This is a genomic window from Shewanella sp. MMG014, assembly GCF_018100775.1.
GTDB lineage: Bacteria > Pseudomonadota > Gammaproteobacteria > Enterobacterales > Shewanellaceae > Shewanella > Shewanella japonica.
The window spans coordinates 1-18,389 of the sequence record NZ_JAGJDZ010000018.1; the positions used below are offsets into that span (position 1 = coordinate 1).

The window sequence follows — 18,389 nt, forward strand, 5'->3', positions numbered from 1 at the left end:
GTCACTGGTTCGAGCCCAGTATCGACCACCATTTCATCTGCTTTACCTCATTAAATTCTCAAGTTTGATTTAAACACCAACAGTTCATTGTTTTCTGCTTGATGTTCTCTTCAATTTAATTGTGTTCACACTTTTTGTTTTCAAAGCCTATCACTCGTTTTTTGCAAAGCATGTGCAAATCTTCATAAACCAGAGTATTTAACGAGAAAGCTAGTCTATATTCACTCTGCATATTGTTGCTGAGCCATAAAAAGCCGCTCAGTGATTACATTGAACGGCTTTGTGCTTTATAAACTCAATTTAAGCTTAATCGATCCCTAAGAACCCACCTGTTTGATGTGCCCAAAGCTGTGCGTAGATCCCACCCGATTTGATTAATTCTTGATGCGTACCTTGCTCAACTATTTTGCCTTTATCTAATACTATCAATCTGTCCATTGCAGCGATAGTTGATAAGCGATGAGCAATAGCAATTACCGTTTTACCTTGCATCAACTCATACAAACTTTCTTGAATCGCAGCTTCAACCTCAGAATCTAATGCCGATGTCGCTTCATCAAGTAAAAGAATCGGCGCATTCTTAAGTAGAACACGGGCTATAGCGATACGTTGACGCTGACCACCAGACAATTTAACACCACGCTCACCCACTTGTGCATCTAAGCCTGTATTACCAAATGGATCTGATAAATCCTTAATAAAGTCAGTAGCCTGTGCTTGCGAAATCGCAGCTTCTAGCTGTGCTTCAGTTGCAGTTGGATCGCCGTAGAGTATATTTTCCCTAATCGAACGATGGAGTAATGAGGTGTCTTGAGTGACCATCCCTATCATTGAACGTAATGAGTCTTGGGTAACATCAGTAATTTTTTGGTCATCGATGGCAACATGGCCTTTTTCGACATCATGAAATCGCATGAGTAAGTTAACTAATGTTGACTTACCGGCACCGGAACGGCCAACTAAGCCGACTTTTTCACCCGCTTTGATATTGAGGTTTAAATCGTTAATCACCCCAGAGTCTTCACCATAGTTAAAGCTAACATCATTGAAATCAATTTTGCCGTTGTCGACACAAATATCTTTGGCATCAGGCTTATCTTCAATTTCAATAGGCTTAGATAAGGTGTTCATTCCGTCAGTGACAGTACCGATGTTTTCAAAAAGTGAGCTGATTTCCCACATGATCCACTGTGACATCCCGTTTAAACGTAATGCTAAACTTACCGCAATAGCGATAGCACCAACGGTAATAGCATCATCAGCCCAAAGCCAAATTGAAACAGCAGCAATGGTAAACGCCAGTAAGTAATTAATCCCTTGCACCAGCACATTAATAATCGTGACAAGGCGCATTTGACCATAAACGGTGTGCAAAAAGCCCATCATACTGTCTTGAGCATAATCGGCTTCTTGTTTCGTATGAGAGAATAATTTTACAGTCGAAATGTTGGTATAGCTGTCAACAATACGGCCAGTCATTGTCGAGCGAGCATCAGCTTGCTTGGCTGAAATTGCTTTTAATTTTGGTACTAACTTCCATTGGATGGCGATGTAAGCAAATAACCATACAAGCATAGGCAGCATTAAACGGACATCAGCACTGGCTATCATAACCAGCATAGAGGTGAAATAAATCAAGATGTACATCAATACATCAAGTAATTTCATCACTGTTTCACGAACTGCGAGAGAAGTTTGCATGACTTTAGTGGCAATACGACCTGCAAAGTCATCTTGGTAAAATGAAATACTTTGCTTAAGCAGATATCGATGTGCTTGCCAGCGTATTGCCATCGGATAATTGCCTAATAGAGTTTGATGCACGATAGAGGCGTGTAACCATACGAGTAGCGGGATCACTACCAGCACAATGATAGACATGCCAATTAACGTGTTACCTTCATCTTGCCATAGGGTTTCAGGGTTTTTAGTGACTAACCAGTCGACTAACTTACCCATAAACCCGAAAAGCGAGACTTCTAAAATGGCGAGTGTGGCAGTCAACATCGACATAATAATCAGGTGTTTTTCAAACCCACGGGTGTAATGGCGACAAAACGCGTACACGCCTTTAGGTGCCTTGGTGGGCTCTTCTTGAGGCAAAGGGTTCGTTAAAGATTCAAAAAATTTAAACATCAACAACTCGAATGAATATTAGTTATTGCTAGGATACCGTAACTTATGATGCAAGTGTTGAATAGATTGTGACAATCCTTGTGCGAAGTTAATCAGCATTCAGTTCCGTTTTCCGCTAGTTGTGAAGGTAAACTTTGGGTAAAGTGACGTTATCTCCATCACTGACTTATCGACATATGATGACTAGTACACACAACCAGCCACATCCAGATAACGAGCTCGAACCGGTTCTAGAACCTTCAATTGCATGTTATTTGCCGAATGATGTTTGCAGACAGGCGAGGTTAAGTCGTGACGCACGCTTTGATGGTCGCTTTTTCATTGGCGTAAAAACGACAGGAATTTATTGCCGTTCAATTTGTCCTGCTTCTCCTCCTAAAGAGCAAAATGTGGTGTATTTCGATTCGGCGATAAAGGCTTCTCAAGCTGGGCTGAGGCCTTGTTTGCGCTGCCGACCTGACAGTGCTCCAGAATCTAATGCGTGGCAGGGTACAAGCACTAGTTTGCAGCGAGCTATTTCGTTAATCGAAGGTGGTAGCCTTTCTGGTGAGAATGCGCAGTCTTTAACGGAATTATCAGCAAGATTAGGGATAAGCTCCCGTTATTTGTCACGTTTATTTAATCAACAACTCGGGACTTCACCTAAAAAATATGCCTTATACAGGCAATTGATGTTTGCGAAACAATTACTACATCAAACCAGCTTATCGATAACGGACGTCGCGATGGCGGCAGGTTTCAATAGCATAAGACGCTTTAATGAAGTGTTTAAATCACAACTACTACTGACGCCAACACAGCTACGCAAAACCCAAAAAGTAAACAAGTCTGCAGAAACTAACTCGCAAGGTATTAAGTTATTGTTGGATTATCGGCCACCGTATTCATGGCAGGATATTTGGTCGTTTTATCAATTGCGTGCAGTAGATGGTATGGAGTGGCTGAATGAAACAACTTTTTCTTATGGGAGAAGTTTTGCTTTTTCATTCAATGAGCAAACAGTGACAGGTGTCTATGAAGTTGTTCCTGTCAAAGGCAAGAATCAATTAGCGTTAACAGTTGAATTTGAACAGACTGAACATATCCGGTATTTACATCAAACCGTGCGATTTATCAGGCAGCGACTAGATTTAGACGCGGATATGGACGTGATTGAACAATCATTTGAGCCGCTGCAGAACTTAGGGATGAAGGTTAAACAAGGCTTGAGAATTCCAGGTACTGCTTCAGTATTTGAGGCGGGGTGTCGCGCGGTACTTGGCCAGCAAGTGAGTGTGATTCAAGCCAGTAAACTTCTCAATATACTCGTTAAAAATTATGGTGCCGTTAAGCGAGTTGGAGGTAGGGAAGTGCAGTTTTTTCCTAGCGCTGAGTCCATCGCTGCAGCGAGTTTAGATGAATTTAAAATGCCTGAATCTCGAAAACGTGCGCTAAATAGCCTTGGTGACTTTGTTGCTAAAAATCCATTTGCTTGCCCCAGTAAATGGATAGATATAAAAGGCATAGGTCCTTGGACTATTGCTTATGCTCAAATGCGAGGAGAGAGTAACCCTGATGTGTTTCTGGGCGGAGACTTAGTAATTAAAAATCGAATTAAAGCCCTCTTGCTTGCCTTAAATGACTTGCCTGATAACAACCCGTTTGCGATAGCAAATAAGGGTGAGTTTACCCCTAAGTTGTATCAAACATTCGTTAACAACCTCGCTAAGCAAGTTAGCCCATGGGGCAGTTATCTCACGTTTCAATTGTGGAGCCAAAATGAAAATTAATATGTTACCCCCCTTGCATCAATCTATTTTTAAAAGTCCTGTTGGCGATTTAAAGCTACAAGCTTCAGTGGCAGGTTTAACGCATTTGCAAGTGATTGGTAAAGACTCACATGCCGCAAATTATTCATTATCCTCTGAAATAAAAGCAGCGACTGGCGCAGACATTAGCCAAGCTAAACAATGGATTGAACAAGCTATTCACGAGCTCGAAGAGTATTTTTCAGGCCAAAGAGTTCACTTTGATGTGCCACTTGCTGCCAAGGGGACAGAGTTTCAACAACAGGTTTGGCAAGCGCTAGTTGATTTACCATTTGGCAAAGTCTGCAGTTATGGTGATATTGCCAATAAAATTGAGCGCCCTAGAGCGGTGCGTGCTGTTGGCGCTGCAAATGGGGCAAACCCAATAGCTATTATCGTGCCCTGTCATCGAGTTATCGGTAAGAATGGTACCTTAACTGGTTATGCTTATGGACTTGAGATGAAGCAATTTTTATTAAATCTTGAAAGTCGTTAGCGCTCAATTAGGGCTAAGCTATTGGTATTCAGTCAAACTTTTCGAAAGATGAACTGGTGGCCGTTTAACCGCTTATTTGACCACCGATGATACTAGTACACTGTTATCGCTCAAGACTGTTTGCATATGAGTTTAAATTGGGTGTTTGGCTTTTTGATGGGAAATACCTGTATCTAATACCGATTAAGGTTATTAATTACTCATAGGTTGCGCAATATCGCTAACTTAACCGGCTCAAATAAGCTAAAATAAACCTTACTGTTTTATTCGATTTATATTTATATTTGAGCACCCTAATTTAATGACATCAGCTAATCATTCTCCTGAAGCTTCACACATCAGTGCAGCCAACTTTGCCGAACTTGGCCTAATTGCACCCATTACCAACCGTCTAAAGGAAATGGAATATAAAACGCCAACGCCGATCCAGGCGCAAGCTATTCCAAGTGTGATTGCAGGAAAAGATTTATTAGCGGGTGCCAACACTGGCTCAGGTAAAACAGCCACATTTGTATTACCCATTTTGCAAAAAATTCATCAAGCACAACAAACGGCTAAAAAAGACAAAGGTAACTTTGTTTCTGCATTAGTGCTAGTTCCTACTCGTGAGCTTGCTAAGCAAGTCGCTGATAGCGTTAAATCTTATGCTGTGTATTTTAATGGTGCTATTAAATCAACCGCAGTTTTTGGTGGCGTATCAGCCAATACTCAAATGCTGTCATTGCGTGGCGGCACTGATGTATTAGTTGCAACACCTGGGCGATTGCTAGATTTGATTTCTAGTAATGCCATCAAGCTTGATAAAGTAGAAACCTTAGTCCTTGATGAAGCAGATAGAATGCTGAGTCTAGGCTTTACTGAAGAGTTAGCCGCTCTGTTAGCCTTAATGCCTCATAAAAAACAAACGTTATTGTTTTCGGCAACGTTCCCTGAAGAAGTGCGCACCCTTACAGATAGCTTGCTCACCACACCAGTAGAAATTCAATTACAAAGCGCCGACGCAAGCACGTTAGTTCAGCGTGTTTTTGCCGTAAACCGTGAAAAGAAAACCGCATTACTGGCCGAATTGATTAAACAAAATCAATGGCGCCAAGCACTGATTTTCGTCAATGCTAAAAACAGTTGTAAACACTTAGCTGAAAAACTCTCTAAGCGGGGGATTACTGCAGAAGTGTTCCATGGGGATAAAGGCCAAGGTGCACGTAATCGAGTTCTTGATGGGTTTAAAGCGGGCGATATTGAAGTGTTAATTGCCACCGATATTGCCGCTCGTGGACTCGATATCGAAAAACTTCCAGTGGTCATTAATTTTGATTTACCTCGAAGCCCTGCTGATTACATGCATCGCATTGGTCGAAGTGGTCGTGCTGGAGAAGTCGGCTTGGCCATTTCGTTAATTGCACACGCTGACTTCCATCACTTTAGTGTGATTGAAAAGAAAAACAAAATTCGTTTAGAACGTGAAACCTTTGTTGGATTTGAACCTGACGAAGAGGCGCCTGAAGATGAAGACGTTACTAAGCCTATGGCAAAACCTGCAGGAACAGGCAAAAAGAAGAAAAAGAACAAAGCACCAGTGAATGTTGATATTTGGCATTCAGCTGCAAAAGATAAACAATAATACTGGCGACTTAATGGGCAGAATGTGTGATGTATCTGTTCAATGAGGCTGTCAGGGTTTTACATCCTACCTATGTAATAAGAGCAACCATTAAATATGAAGCAGTTATTTTGGTTAGTTGACGGCGTGATTGCCGGTCGTAGTGGCCCTAATAAGGATGAATGGGATTTAGCAGAATTAAAAGCCGCCGGAGTGGGCGCAGTTTTATCGGTCAATAACGGCGATAATGTTGATACTGATGAGATTGAGAAACAAGGTTTACGCTATTTGTGCACTCCTTTTTCACGCAACATTCCTCCACAAGAGGGAGATGTGGTGATTTGTGTTAGCCAAGCGAGAAAAGCGCTAGCGTTTATCAGGCAATGTGAAGCTGACAATGTCGCCGTGATGATCCATTGTCGCTCAGGTAAAGACAGAACTGGGATAATGATGGCATATTATTTAATGGATAATGGCGCAGCGCCAGTTCATGCCGTCAGCCAAGTTCGCAGTGTTCGTGATATTGCATTTAGCGCTGAAGGCTGGGACCAACTGGTGTTTGATGTGCTATACGCGCTGCAAGATTAAATTAAGTGAGGGCTAATTGACGTTAATATAGCCCTCAACAATAAACTGCTGTTATTCGAAGCGTTATGAATCGAATATAAAATAATCGAGAAAGGGAAACTTGATGCTTAAAAATAAATACATATTACTGCTTTGCTATGTGTTTGCTTTTATAGTGTCGGGCTGTGCCTCCAAGGTCGATTTTGCCCCCCTTGAAAAGCAGTATAAGTTTAACCCGCCAACCGATACATCCCTCGCTAACTATATAAACTCTCAGAAAAAGCCAAACTTAACAGGCATAAAAGCTTTATCAGATGGTATTGATGCCTTTATCGCAAGGCTGGCGATGATAGATAGCGCGCAAAAGAGTATTGATCTGCAATATTACATTTATCGAAATGATGAAACAGGGAAAATACTTACCTTGTTTTTATATAATGCAGCTGAGCGTGGAGTTCGAGTTCGTATCCTTCTTGATGATCTGACGACTGCTAACCATGACGATGGGTTATTGGCTGTTGCAAATCACCCTAATATTTCTATCAGGTTATTTAATCCCTCATACGAACGTCAGTATCGTGGTTTAGCATTCTTAAGTGATTTTGGCCGCATGAACCATCGGATGCATAATAAATCATTGACCATTGATAACCTCGTCACCATTGTTGGTGGTCGAAATATTGGTGGTGAGTACTTTTCCGCCAATGAGAATGTTGAGTTTGGTGACTTAGATGTGCTGGCTGTAGGCGAAGCTGTCGATGAAGTTTCAAATCAGTTCGATACCTATTGGAATTCTGAACAGGTGCAAAGTATTCAGCAGCTTGCTGATGCAAATGAGCTTAATTCTGATCTTGAGATGCTAAAGGTAAAGGCTGCAGAGTTTGAAGCCACATTAACCCAAGGTGAGTACGTCAAACGCCTTGAAAACAGTAGCTTGATTGAGAGGCTTAAAAATAAAACGTTAGATTGGTATTGGGGAGAAGCTCATGTGGTGTTCGATCCGCCAAATAAGCTTGAACAAGGCCGTGAAGATGGCATTTTACTTGATGATTTAGCTTTCTTTTTTAATCAAACTCAGCATAAGTTGTTAATAGTATCGCCTTACTTTGTTCCTGGTGATGAAGCCACAAATGGACTAATTAGTGCGGTCAAAGAAGGTAAACAAATTACCATTGTCACCAATAGCCTTGCCGCGACCGATGTCCTTGCTGTTCATGCTGGTTATCAACAATATCGTCAAAAATTAGTAGAAGGTGGCGTTAAAATTTATGAAGTTCGAGGTGATGCAACTGAGAAAAAATCGAGCTGGAAAGGGAGCAGTAAAACCAGCTTACATGCTAAAACCTTTGTCATAGATGAAGAGATAATTTTTGTCGGTTCGTTTAATTTCGACCCTCGTTCGGCCTTAATTAATACAGAAATGGGCTTAGTTATCGAGAACGCGCAATTCGCTCAAGATATATTAAATGGGATAGCCATTACTGCAGATGAAAAAGCTTACGAACTCAGTATTGAAGAAGGTGACTTAGTCTGGCTTGATAACCTCAATGATAAAGTGATTTATGCTGAGCCTGGTGCGGGTTTTTGGCGTAAATTTATGGCAGATTTTTTATCATTGTTGCCAATAGAGTCACAACTTTAACTTTTCTCAATCATTAACCTAAGCTGTGATTTGCTATGCCATTTAGGTTGTGATTAACTCAATTCGACATGGTGCTGAGTGTTACTGTTTTAGCAGAATACTTGATCATGAGCACCCGTTTTTATATCAGCTACCTGCGAATGATCATGTTAGTGTTGCTGTAAACTTAGCACAGTTGTTATTGGATGGTATATGAAGAGCAAAGCAGGCCAGTCACAAGGGTTACTCCTTTTTCATTTAACCCAAATGCAGCAGTTTGCCCTCGGTACTTTAAAAATTCGTGAAATAGTGCCTTTTAGTGCGTTATCGAAAATCCCTCAGTCTCATCCTTATATTCTTGGCACATTAACTGTGCGCGGTAAAACCATTGCCATTATTGATATGGCAGGTGCAATTGGGTTTAAACCGATCGCTAAATCTGAACAAGAAAAGTGTTATGTGATTATTACTGATTGTCAGCGTATGGTGATTGGTTTTCTGGTTCGTGGCATTGATAAGATCATTGAATGTAATTGGCGTGATATTGAAGCGCCGGCGGCTAATTTAGGCCATTCCGCTTTTTTAACTGGGGTAACCCGAGTGGATGATAAGCTAGTGCAGTTGCTGGATGTTGAGTTGCTTATGGCAAAACTATTCCCACAAGATCCAGCAACAAGTCGCGCAATGCTCACCGATGTTCAGCGTGAGCGATTAAAGCCAATGCGGATTTTGCTTGTCGATGACTCAAAAGTCGCTAGAAAGCAATTATCTGATGCCCTTGATTCAATCAACATTGCTTATGACGTTACCGCTGATGGTCATGATGCATTGACCATTATGCAAGAAGCGGCCAACCAACAAAAACCAATTAATATCTTAGTTAGTGACATTGAAATGCCGGGACTTGATGGATACGAGTTGGCATTTGAAGTTAAAAACAATCCTGATTTGGCTGATGCCTATATCATTTTACACACGTCATTATCGAGTGAGATAAGTGTGAGTCAGGCACATCAAGTTGGCGCCAACGAAGCCTTAACCAAATTTGATGCCCATGAATTAATCGAAGCCATGCTACGAGGGGCGAAATAACAATTTTTAAATGATTTAACCCACTGCATCATAATTAGTCACATGTTGGCTAAATGTGGTTTGTTTGGTAATAGCGAGTAATATTAGCGCATCATTTCTTCTCTAGACTAGACTTTAGCCAATTCATCCGATATATACCTATCAGAGCTTATTAAAAGCCGCACAAATATTAGAGCTTACTAAAAGCCATAAATATAATAATCATAGGTCAAGCAATGAATCAAAATCCATCTCTGTTAGCGCGGGTCGCTAGCGGTAGCTTAGTGCTACAAATTCTCGCCGGTATTATTCTGGGTGTTATTTTAGCCACTTTCTCAACTTCAGCAGCCACACAAGTTTCTTTTTTAGGAAGTTTGTTTGTTGAAGCACTGAAAGCGGTTGCACCAATTTTAGTCTTTATTCTCGTTGCTTCATCGATAGCAAATCAAAAGAAAAATACCCAAACTAATATGCGCCCTATTATTGGCTTATATTTAGTCGGTACTTTAGCGGCGGCATTAACGGCAGTGGCATTTAGTTTTGCATTTCCAACAACGTTACTGTTGGCTGGCGGTGTTGAAGGTTCTAACCCGCCACAAGGCATTGCTGAAGTATTAAATACATTGTTATTTAAAATTGTTGATAATCCAGTCAATGCATTATTAACAGGCAACTACATTGGTATTTTGGCATGGGCAGTGGGTCTGGGGATCACGTTACATCATGCTAGTGAATCAACTAAAAAAGTCGTGTCGGATTTAAGTGACGGTGTGACTAAGATTGTTCGCTTTGTTATTCGTTTTGCCCCAATTGGTATTTTTGGTTTAGTCTCAGGCACTATCGCAGAAACGGGATTTGATGCATTAGCAGGTTACGCACAGTTATTAGCCGTACTCGTTGGCGCGATGTTGTTTATTGCATTAGTTGTTAACCCAATTATTGTGTACCTGAAAATTCGCCGTAATCCTTATCCATTAGTATTAAAGTGTTTACGCGAAAGTGGTGTGACGGCATTCTTTACTCGTTCAAGTGCGGCAAACATTCCTGTCAACATGGCCTTATGTGAAGAGTTAAAGCTTCATAAAGACACTTATTCAGTATCAATTCCGTTAGGTGCAACCATTAACATGGGCGGTGCGGCAATCACGATTACAGTGCTGACATTAGCTGCTGCAAATACCTTAGGTATTCAAGTAGACTTTCTAACTGCTGTGTTATTGAGTGTAGTCGCGGCAGTTTCTGCATGTGGCGCTTCAGGTGTTGCAGGTGGTTCATTACTACTGATCCCATTAGCATGTGGTTTATTCGGTATCTCGAACGACGTTGCAATGCAAGTGGTTGCAGTGGGCTTCATTATTGGTGTGGTTCAAGACTCAGCTGAAACCGCGCTTAATAGTTCTACTGACGTGGTATTCACTGCTGCGGCATGTGAAGCTGCTGAAGCAAAAGAAAACAGCTAAAGCTTATTGTAAGCATTAAAAAACCGCTCGTATGAGCGGTTTTTTTTGTTTTGAATTTACAGTTTTTCTACAGCTTAGTTAGTACATCTAAGAATATACTTAGTCGCTAAAAGGGTGCTTACTGAAAAAGGTGCGCTGCTTTTGGGTATATGGATGGGTTATAGTTAGCATTTGTGCATGTAAACTTAACCTATCCCTTAGTGCGATAGTCTGTTCATCGGCATAAAACGCATCACCAAGGATCACGTGGTTGAGTGCAAGCATATGAACACGCAGCTGGTGAGTTCGGCCCGTTTCCGGTATTAATTTAACTAGGGTATGTTCTGGATGTCTTTCAATGACTTCGTAATGGGTAATTGCAGCCTTGCCAGTTTCTGAAACAACCTGAAATGGCGGATTACTTTTGTCTGCAGCTAATGCTAAATCGACAGTACCTGAATCATTTTCAATTCGTCCTTTCACCTCAGCGATGTAGACCTTCTTGGTTTTACGGTCTTGGAATTGGGTTTTTAAATGAGATTCTGCTTTTTTATTACGTGCAAACACCATAATGCCTGAAGTATCGCAGTCTAAGCGGTGTACTAAAATAGCCTCGGGAAACAGCGTTTGAACACGTGTGATAGCACAATCGTGGGTTACTAGTGCTTTACCCGGATTAGCAAGTAACCCAGCAGGCTTGTTAATCACAATGATATCGCGGTCTTTGTAGCGAATATCAAGCCAAGGGATACTAGGAGGTTGGTAATCAAAAATTTGCATTAAGTGGCATCGGTTTACAAGAATAATCGGCTATTTTAGCAAACTTTTAGCTGTGCAGTAACGCTTAAACACACAGCATGTGGGTAATAATTGCAACTTAGAGGTGAGGTGGGTATTTATGGCAGGTATTGTTCAGGTGTTTTTCGACTGTAAATACGGCTGTATGCCATTAACTGCGGGTAGAAGGTTCTAAATGCGATTTCAATATCAACATACAACTTATCGACATCTTTGATGGCCGTTTTAAAGAGTTCTGGCTTTGATATACGTCGGCTAACCCCTTCGATGGCTTTATTCATTCCTTGTTTAGTTTGGTAGGCGGATAACCAGTCTTGTTCGATAATGCTAGGAGCAATAAGTTGCAGCTTTTCAGGCAGCTCTTCTGTGGTGTCTAAACTGTGATATGCCTTCTTAGTAAAATCGGCAAGTGAGTCTTGATGGTATTCTTCCCAATAAAAAGCCAAGTAATGATCAAATGCTAAATCGATAAGGATGGGAGCAACTCTTTTAGAGGATTTAGGGAACAATTTAATTAAATCCACAATTATTTCATGGCTATCGGTAATTTTATCAATTTGTCTATGTAGCCAAATTCCTTGCTGAAGATGTTTTGGGAAGTGTTTTATATCGCCTTTTGCAAAGTCACCAGCGAGATTGGCTGCCAAATGAGTATCACTAATATCGGCTAGATGTAGGTGTGCAAGAAAGTTCATATTTTGTACTTTTAATTTTTGAGTTTTTCAGTATGATGCTAAACCACGCAGACAGAAATTAACCATCAATTAGCATTTTTTATAAGTCTAGAATCAATCATATAGATTTCTACTCAAATGTCATTGCTATTATTTCTGAGGGACGTTGCGACATAATAAATAATCGGTTTAAGGATCACGGATGATGAAAAACTGGATAATGTCAGTATTGGGACAGCAACCTAATCGTAAACGCACAAAAATCGAAATTGATCTCCGCTTTGAAAAGCAATCCTTTCGCCCTGAACCCCAAGCGCTTGCCGAAGAAAACGATTCAATTAAAACCCATTCCGGTATCCCTGATTTAGACAGTAATGTGAGTCAATTTAAATCACCTAATTCCAAATAACGATTTACTCATAGATCGTAGACTTCATTGTATTAACGGCTTTGGCTGTTACTCGCTTTTCACTCTAGCCGATGATTAACATTCGGGCATCGGATTTACTGTGTAATCTTCAAGCACTATTTATTGCGATAAACTTGATATTAACGGCTGGTAGTCCTAGACTAGCGCCCGTTTTTATTGTCCTTTGAATAGAGTATAGATATGCGCGTTGCTGACTTTTCTTTTGATTTACCTGATGAACTTATTGCTCGTTACCCAATGGCAGAACGTAATGCATCAAGATTACTAACGCTTGATGGAAATAGCGGTGCATTAGAGGATCAGCAATTTACTGACGTATTATCAAAGGTTAATCGTGGCGATTTAATGGTGTTTAATAACACTCGCGTTATTCCTGCACGTTTGTTTGGCCAAAAAGCATCAGGTGGAAAGTTAGAAATACTTGTCGAAAGAATGTTGGATGATAAGCGTATTTTAGCCCATGTGCGTTGCTCAAAATCCCCAAAAGTTGATTCAATCGTTATCTTAGATGGCGGTTATGAAATGACAATGCTCAAGCGTCATGACGCATTATTCGAACTTGAATTAGACGCTGATAAAACAATCTTAGAAGTGTTAGAAGAAGTGGGCCACATGCCGCTTCCGCCATACATCGACCGCCCTGATGAAGATGCAGACAAAGAGCGCTATCAAACGGTTTATAATCAAACCCCAGGTGCAGTCGCAGCGCCAACTGCAGGCTTGCATTTTGATGATGCCATGCTTGCGGCGTTAAAAGATAAAGGGGTTAACATTGCTTTTGTTACTTTGCATGTCGGTGCTGGCACCTTTCAACCTGTTCGAGTTGATATGATTGACGAGCACGTGATGCATTCTGAGTGGGCTGAAGTGTCGCAAGAAGTTGTCGATTTAATCGCTGAAACCAAAGCTGCGGGTAATCGCGTGATTGCCGTAGGAACCACTTCGGTTCGTTCACTTGAAAGCGCAGCTAAAGCAAGTGGGGAGGCTCCTCTTGCCGCGTTCAAAGGCGATACGGATATTTTCATTTTTCCTGGTTACGAATTTAAAGTGATTGACGCAATGGTGACTAATTTCCATTTACCCGAGTCGACGTTGATTATGTTAATTAGTGCATTTTCGGGTTTTGACAATGTGATGAATGCCTATCAACACGCGATCGAACAAAAATACCGCTTTTTTAGCTATGGCGATGCCATGTTTTTAACTAAAAAAGCCCCGTAACGTTTGATTTTGATCTAAAATACCCGCCCACAGAGGTGGGTATTTTTTTGGGTTAATTTTAGCTTTAACCTTGAAGTTATCGCTAATGCCCTCATGTCTTATGCAACAACAACGAGTCAGACTGTTTATCTGGCAAGGTGAAATATGAATTTTGAACTTGATACAACAGACGGACGCGCACGTCGCGGTCGTTTAGTTTTTGAACGTGGTACGGTTGAAACCCCAGCATTTATGCCAGTTGGTACTTACGGTACTGTAAAGGGTATGACACCAGAAGAAGTCCGTGCAACGGGTGCTGATATTCTATTGGGCAACACGTTCCATTTGTGGCTACGTCCTGGTGAAGAAATCATGCGTAAGCATGGTGATTTACATGACTTTATGAATTGGCAACGTCCTATTTTAACCGACTCGGGTGGGTTCCAAGTATTCAGTTTGGGTGATATTCGTAAAATCACCGAAGAAGGCGTGCACTTTCGTTCACCAATTAATGGTGAGAAGATTTTTTTAGATCCAGAAAAGTCGATGCAAATTCAAAACTCATTAGGCAGTGATGTAGTGATGATTTTTGATGAATGTACTCCTTACCCTGCAACACATGATGAAGCGCGTAAATCGATGCAAATGTCTTTGCGCTGGGCGCAACGTTCACGTGACGAGTTTAATCGCTTAGAAAATCCTAATTCGCTGTTCGGCATCGTTCAAGGTGGCGTTTACGAAGATTTACGTGATGAAAGCGTTAAAGGGCTAACTGACATTGGCTTTGATGGTTATGCTGTTGGTGGGTTAGCCGTTGGTGAGCCTAAAGAAGATATGCACCGCATCCTTGAGCATGTATGTCCTCAGTTACCACAAGATAAACCTCGTTATTTAATGGGCGTAGGTAAACCTGAAGATTTAGTTGAAGGTGTTCGTCGTGGCGTTGATATGTTCGATTGTGTCATGCCTACACGTAATGCCCGTAATGGCCATTTATTTACATCAGAAGGCGTGATTAAAATTCGTAACGCTCGCCATCGTGATGATACATCGCCATTAGATGAAAGCTGTGATTGTTATACTTGTAAGAACTACTCACGTGCTTACCTGTATCACTTAGATCGCTGTAATGAGATTCTAGGTGCTCGTTTAAACACCATTCACAACCTACGTTACTATCAAATTTTGATGGAAGGTTTGCGTGGTGCTATTCAGACGGGTACATTAGACGCCTTCGTGACAGATTTCTACACCAAGTTAGGTCGTGAAGTTCCACCTGTACCAGAGTTAAAAGACTGATTTTTAATTTAGAAAACAAGAAGAGAGTAATATGTTTATTTCAAATGCATACGCAAACGCAGCAGGCACTCCACAAGGTGGCGGCACTATGGAACTGATTTTCATGCTAGTAGTTTTTGGCTTGATCTTCTACTTCATGATTTTCCGTCCTCAGTCTAAGCGCGTTAAAGAGCACAAAAACCTAATGTCAGCATTAAGTAAGGGTGATGAAGTGCTAACAAGCGGCGGCATTTTAGGCAAGATTGCTAAAATCAGTGACGACAGTGATTACGTTTTATTAAGCATTAATGAAACTAGCCAAATCACGATTAAAAAGGATTATGTTGCAGCGGTATTGCCTAAAGGCTCTATCCAGTCGTTGTAAGCCAAGAGGGCTCAGGTGTGTTAAATAAATACCCAATGTGGAAAAACATCATGGTGTTGCTTGTCATCACCATTGGTGGTTTCTATGCAATTCCAAACCTTTTTGGTGAGGACCATGCGGTACAAGTCGTAGCGACTCGTGGCGCGGAAGTCACGGCTTCAACACTATCGTCAGTAAATGGATTACTTGAGAGTAAAGGCATTGCGGTTAAGCGCGCTGAGCTCGAAGACGGGCAATTAATTGTCCGTGTTCAAAATGCTGAACAGCAATTGTTAGCAAGAGAAGCCATTGCTGAAAGTTTAGGTGATAAATATACCGTTGCGTTAAATCTAGCGCCTGCTACTCCAGAGTGGCTTGAAGCTGTTGGCGGAACGCCAATGAAGCTAGGTCTAGATTTACGTGGCGGTGTTCACTTCTTAATGGAAGTGGACATGGGGGAAGCCATCCGCAAGATGGAAGAAGCCAAAATTGCTGATTTTAGAAGTCAATTACGTGAGCAAAAGATTCGTTATGCTGGTGTCAGAAAAACAGCAAAAGGATTGGAAATTAAGTTCCGTGATGCTGATAACTTGGCAAAAGCTGAGCGCTACTTAAAATCATTAAGTAACGACATGGTATTTACCGACAACAGTGTTGGTGAAAACTATATGCTTCACGCAAATATGAGTGATGTATACCTTAAGCAAATTAAGGAAGAAGCTCTTCAGCAAAACATTACGACTATCCGTAACCGTGTTAATGAGCTAGGTGTAGCTGAGCCCGTGGTACAGCGTCAAGGTGCTGAGCGCATCATTGTGCAGCTTCCTGGTGTTCAAGATACTGCTCGTGCAAAAGAAATTCTTGGTGCAACAGCATCGATTGAATTTCGTATGGTTGACGAAAATGCGGATCAAGCAGCAGCTGCAAATGGTCGAGTACCAGCCTCTTCTGAAGTATACCCTCGTCGCTCTGGCGGTATTGCTGTATTGAAAAAAGAAGTTATGTTGACGGGTGATCATATTACCGGTGCACAACCTTCTTTTGATGAATACAGTCGTCCTCAAGTGTCTATTAACTTAGATGCGAAAGGCGGTAATATTTTCTCTAACGTGACCAAAGATAACATTGGCAAGCCAATGGCAACGTTGTTCATTGAATATAAAGATAGCGGTCAACGTAACCCTGACGGCACGGTAAAAATGACTAAGATTGAAGAAGTCATTTCTGTTGCTACGATTCAGGCGCGTCTTGGTCGTAACTTTGTGATTAATGGTCTTGATCACGCCGAAGCACAAAGCCTGGCATTATTGTTACGTGCCGGTGCCTTGATTGCGCCTGTGACGATTGTTGAAGAACGTACAATTGGTCCAAGTCTAGGTGCTGAAAACATCGAAAACGGTAAAATGGCAATGATTTGGGGTATGGCAATCGTACTTATCTTCATGCTGGTTTATTACCGTGCATTTGGTGTTATTGCTAACTTAGCGCTTACTGCTAACTTAGTGATGGTTGTTGGTGTGATGTCAATGATTCCTGGAGCGGTACTAACGCTTCCTGGTATTGCTGGTATGGTACTGACTGTCGGTATGGCGGTTGATGGTAACGTCCTTATTTTCGAACGTATTCGTGAAGAATTACTGGCAGGCCGTAGTGTGCAACAAGCGATTCATGAAGGTTACGGTAACGCATTTTCTACTATTGCTGATGCGAACATTACCACCTTTATGACAGCCTTGATTTTGTTTGCTGTGGGTACGGGTGCTGTAAAAGGTTTCGCTGTAACTCTAATGATTGGTATCGCAACGTCTATGTTTACTTCTATTGTGGGAACTCGCGTAATTGTGAATCTCATATGGGGTGGTAAACGCGTTAAGAAACTATCTATCTAAGGGAGGAGTTGACCATGTTACAAATATTTTCAGTTACCAAAATGATCGACTTCCTAAAGCATGCGAAAGTCATCAGTATTTTTTCAATGTTTTTGGTTATCGCCTCTTTAACCTCTTTAGGTGTAAAAGGGATTAACTGGGGACTTGATTTTACTGGCGGTACTGTCGTAGAACTTGAGTTTTCGAAACCTGTTGATCTACTTGAACTTCGCGCTCAGTACGAAACTGATGCCGCAAGTGGTGCCGTGGTTCAAAACTTTGGTTCAAGCCGAGATGTGTTAATCCGTTTACCTGTACTTGAGGATCTGAAAAGTGAAGTTCAAGTTGCAGCTGTAATGGATGGCGCACAAACTATCGATGCTGGCGTTATTCAAAAGCGAGTTGAGTTTGTTGGTCCACAAGTGGGTAAAGAGCTTGCTGAGCAGGGTGGCCTTGCGGTTATCGTAGCATTAATCTGTATTCTTATTTATGTGTCTTTCCGTTTCGAATGGCGTTTGGCAATGGGCTCTGTAGCCGCACTTGCCCATGACGTTATCGTAACATTAGGTATTTTCTCAATTTTACAACTTGAGTTTGATTTGACAGTTCTGGCTGGCTTATTGACCGTTGTTGGTTACTCATTAAACGATACTATTGTTGTTTATGACCGTATCCGTGAGAACTTCCTTAAGATGCGTAAAGGCGGACCAAATGAAGTGGTAAATACGTCTATTACCCAAACAATGAGCCGTACCATTATCACAACAGGTACTACGTTGGTTGTTGTCATCGCCTTGTTCCTAAAGGGCGGTAGTATGATCCACGGATTTGCGACAGCATTATTATGCGGTATTTTCGTTGGTACATATTCTTCAATCTATGTGGCAAGTTACCTTGCAATTAAACTGGGTATCTGTCGTGAGCACATGATGCCTGTTGAGATTGAAAAAGAAGGTGCTGACCAACCTTCAATGATGCCGTAAACGGTATTAATCTAGAAAAGCCACTCTATTGAGTGGCTTTTTTGTATATAAATTAAGGTTTTTTGATGGCTAAAGTG

The 18,389-nt window shown here is 41.3% G+C and carries 16 protein-coding genes; 13 read left to right on the forward strand and 3 right to left on the reverse strand.

What is annotated here, in order from left to right:
• Positions 1-306: 306 nt before the first annotated feature.
• The gene (locus tag J8L86_RS20220; RefSeq protein WP_055026168.1) at positions 307-2,136 is read right to left on the reverse strand and encodes an ABC transporter ATP-binding protein; all 1,830 of its coding nucleotides are present in this window, start codon (positions 2,134-2,136) and stop codon (positions 307-309) included.
• A gap of 179 nt (positions 2,137-2,315) precedes the next feature.
• Between J8L86_RS20220 and J8L86_RS20225 the strand changes: the two genes are divergently transcribed.
• The 7 genes from J8L86_RS20225 to sstT all read left to right on the forward strand — a co-directional run bounded on the left by J8L86_RS20225 (position 2,316) and on the right by sstT (position 10,738).
• On the forward strand, positions 2,316-3,905 hold the full coding sequence (locus tag J8L86_RS20225) for an Ada metal-binding domain-containing protein (protein WP_247663583.1): 1,590 nt from the start codon (positions 2,316-2,318) through the stop codon (positions 3,903-3,905).
• Complete coding sequence (locus tag J8L86_RS20230; protein WP_082972506.1) at positions 3,895-4,419, forward strand: methylated-DNA--[protein]-cysteine S-methyltransferase; 525 nt, start codon at positions 3,895-3,897, stop codon at positions 4,417-4,419. Before J8L86_RS20225 ends, J8L86_RS20230 begins: the two co-directional genes overlap by 11 nt.
• A 301-nt stretch (positions 4,420-4,720) precedes the next feature.
• Positions 4,721-6,040 carry a DEAD/DEAH box helicase gene (locus tag J8L86_RS20235; RefSeq protein WP_211031402.1) on the forward strand — a complete coding sequence of 440 codons (1,320 nt, stop codon included), beginning with the start codon at positions 4,721-4,723 and terminating at the stop codon, positions 6,038-6,040.
• A 96-nt stretch (positions 6,041-6,136) separates the two neighbouring features.
• Positions 6,137-6,607, forward strand: a complete 471-nt coding sequence (locus J8L86_RS20240; RefSeq protein WP_065110680.1) for a dual specificity protein phosphatase family protein — start codon at positions 6,137-6,139, stop codon at positions 6,605-6,607.
• A 103-nt stretch (positions 6,608-6,710) separates the two neighbouring features.
• Complete coding sequence (locus tag J8L86_RS20245; RefSeq protein ID WP_082972505.1) at positions 6,711-8,228, forward strand: phospholipase D family protein; 1,518 nt, start codon at positions 6,711-6,713, stop codon at positions 8,226-8,228.
• Positions 8,229-8,420: 192 nt separating this feature from the next.
• Complete coding sequence (locus J8L86_RS20250; protein WP_055026171.1) at positions 8,421-9,299, forward strand: chemotaxis protein CheV; 879 nt, start codon at positions 8,421-8,423, stop codon at positions 9,297-9,299.
• Positions 9,300-9,514: 215 nt separating this feature from the next.
• Positions 9,515-10,738 carry a serine/threonine transporter SstT gene (sstT, locus tag J8L86_RS20255; protein ID WP_055026172.1) on the forward strand — a complete coding sequence of 408 codons (1,224 nt, stop codon included), beginning with the start codon at positions 9,515-9,517 and terminating at the stop codon, positions 10,736-10,738.
• A 99-nt stretch (positions 10,739-10,837) separates the two neighbouring features.
• Here the strand turns inward: sstT and J8L86_RS20260 are convergent, their stop codons facing one another.
• The gene (locus J8L86_RS20260; RefSeq protein ID WP_065110677.1) at positions 10,838-11,497 is read right to left on the reverse strand and encodes an RluA family pseudouridine synthase; all 660 of its coding nucleotides are present in this window, start codon (positions 11,495-11,497) and stop codon (positions 10,838-10,840) included.
• Positions 11,498-11,613: 116 nt separating this feature from the next.
• Positions 11,614-12,210, reverse strand: coding sequence for an ACP phosphodiesterase (locus J8L86_RS20265; RefSeq protein WP_065110676.1), 597 nt, complete (start codon positions 12,208-12,210; stop codon positions 11,614-11,616).
• 184 nt (positions 12,211-12,394) lie between these two features.
• Between J8L86_RS20265 and J8L86_RS20270 the strand changes: the two genes are divergently transcribed.
• The 6 genes from J8L86_RS20270 to secF all read left to right on the forward strand — a co-directional run bounded on the left by J8L86_RS20270 (position 12,395) and on the right by secF (position 18,312).
• Positions 12,395-12,598: a hypothetical protein gene (locus tag J8L86_RS20270; protein ID WP_144430226.1), complete on the forward strand. Its 204-nt coding sequence runs from the start codon at positions 12,395-12,397 to the stop codon at positions 12,596-12,598.
• A gap of 201 nt (positions 12,599-12,799) precedes the next feature.
• Complete coding sequence (gene queA / locus J8L86_RS20275; RefSeq protein ID WP_211031403.1) at positions 12,800-13,840, forward strand: tRNA preQ1(34) S-adenosylmethionine ribosyltransferase-isomerase QueA; 1,041 nt, start codon at positions 12,800-12,802, stop codon at positions 13,838-13,840.
• Between the two features lie 144 nt (positions 13,841-13,984).
• A complete protein-coding gene (gene tgt / locus J8L86_RS20280; RefSeq protein WP_055026177.1) occupies positions 13,985-15,118 on the forward strand; it encodes a tRNA guanosine(34) transglycosylase Tgt in 1,134 nt (377 codons plus the stop codon).
• 31 nt (positions 15,119-15,149) lie between these two features.
• A complete protein-coding gene (gene yajC, locus J8L86_RS20285) occupies positions 15,150-15,482 on the forward strand; it encodes a preprotein translocase subunit YajC (protein WP_055026178.1) in 333 nt (110 codons plus the stop codon).
• A gap of 17 nt (positions 15,483-15,499) precedes the next feature.
• On the forward strand, positions 15,500-17,350 hold the full coding sequence (gene secD / locus J8L86_RS20290; RefSeq protein ID WP_065110674.1) for a protein translocase subunit SecD: 1,851 nt from the start codon (positions 15,500-15,502) through the stop codon (positions 17,348-17,350).
• A gap of 14 nt (positions 17,351-17,364) precedes the next feature.
• Positions 17,365-18,312, forward strand: coding sequence for a protein translocase subunit SecF (gene secF / locus J8L86_RS20295; protein WP_055026180.1), 948 nt, complete (start codon positions 17,365-17,367; stop codon positions 18,310-18,312).
• Positions 18,313-18,389: the final 77 nt, after the last annotated feature.

Bases quoted from the DNA above. Each gene is read 5' to 3' on its own strand.
- J8L86_RS20220 (WP_055026168.1), bottom strand. From the start codon at position 2,136: ATGTTTAAATTTTTTGAATCTTTAACGAACCCTTTGCCTCAAGAAGAG.
- J8L86_RS20225 (WP_247663583.1), top strand. From the start codon at position 2,316: ATGACTAGTACACACAACCAGCCACATCCAGATAACGAGCTCGAACCG.
- J8L86_RS20230 (WP_082972506.1), top strand. From the start codon at position 3,895: ATGAAAATTAATATGTTACCCCCCTTGCATCAATCTATTTTTAAAAGT.
- J8L86_RS20235 (WP_211031402.1), top strand. From the start codon at position 4,721: ATGACATCAGCTAATCATTCTCCTGAAGCTTCACACATCAGTGCAGCC.
- J8L86_RS20240 (WP_065110680.1), top strand. From the start codon at position 6,137: ATGAAGCAGTTATTTTGGTTAGTTGACGGCGTGATTGCCGGTCGTAGT.
- J8L86_RS20245 (WP_082972505.1), top strand. From the start codon at position 6,711: ATGCTTAAAAATAAATACATATTACTGCTTTGCTATGTGTTTGCTTTT.
- J8L86_RS20250 (WP_055026171.1), top strand. From the start codon at position 8,421: ATGAAGAGCAAAGCAGGCCAGTCACAAGGGTTACTCCTTTTTCATTTA.
- sstT (WP_055026172.1), top strand. From the start codon at position 9,515: ATGAATCAAAATCCATCTCTGTTAGCGCGGGTCGCTAGCGGTAGCTTA.
- J8L86_RS20260 (WP_065110677.1), bottom strand. From the start codon at position 11,497: ATGCAAATTTTTGATTACCAACCTCCTAGTATCCCTTGGCTTGATATT.
- J8L86_RS20265 (WP_065110676.1), bottom strand. From the start codon at position 12,210: ATGAACTTTCTTGCACACCTACATCTAGCCGATATTAGTGATACTCAT.
- J8L86_RS20270 (WP_144430226.1), top strand. From the start codon at position 12,395: ATGAAAAACTGGATAATGTCAGTATTGGGACAGCAACCTAATCGTAAA.
- queA (WP_211031403.1), top strand. From the start codon at position 12,800: ATGCGCGTTGCTGACTTTTCTTTTGATTTACCTGATGAACTTATTGCT.
- tgt (WP_055026177.1), top strand. From the start codon at position 13,985: ATGAATTTTGAACTTGATACAACAGACGGACGCGCACGTCGCGGTCGT.
- yajC (WP_055026178.1), top strand. From the start codon at position 15,150: ATGTTTATTTCAAATGCATACGCAAACGCAGCAGGCACTCCACAAGGT.
- secF (WP_055026180.1), top strand. From the start codon at position 17,365: ATGTTACAAATATTTTCAGTTACCAAAATGATCGACTTCCTAAAGCAT.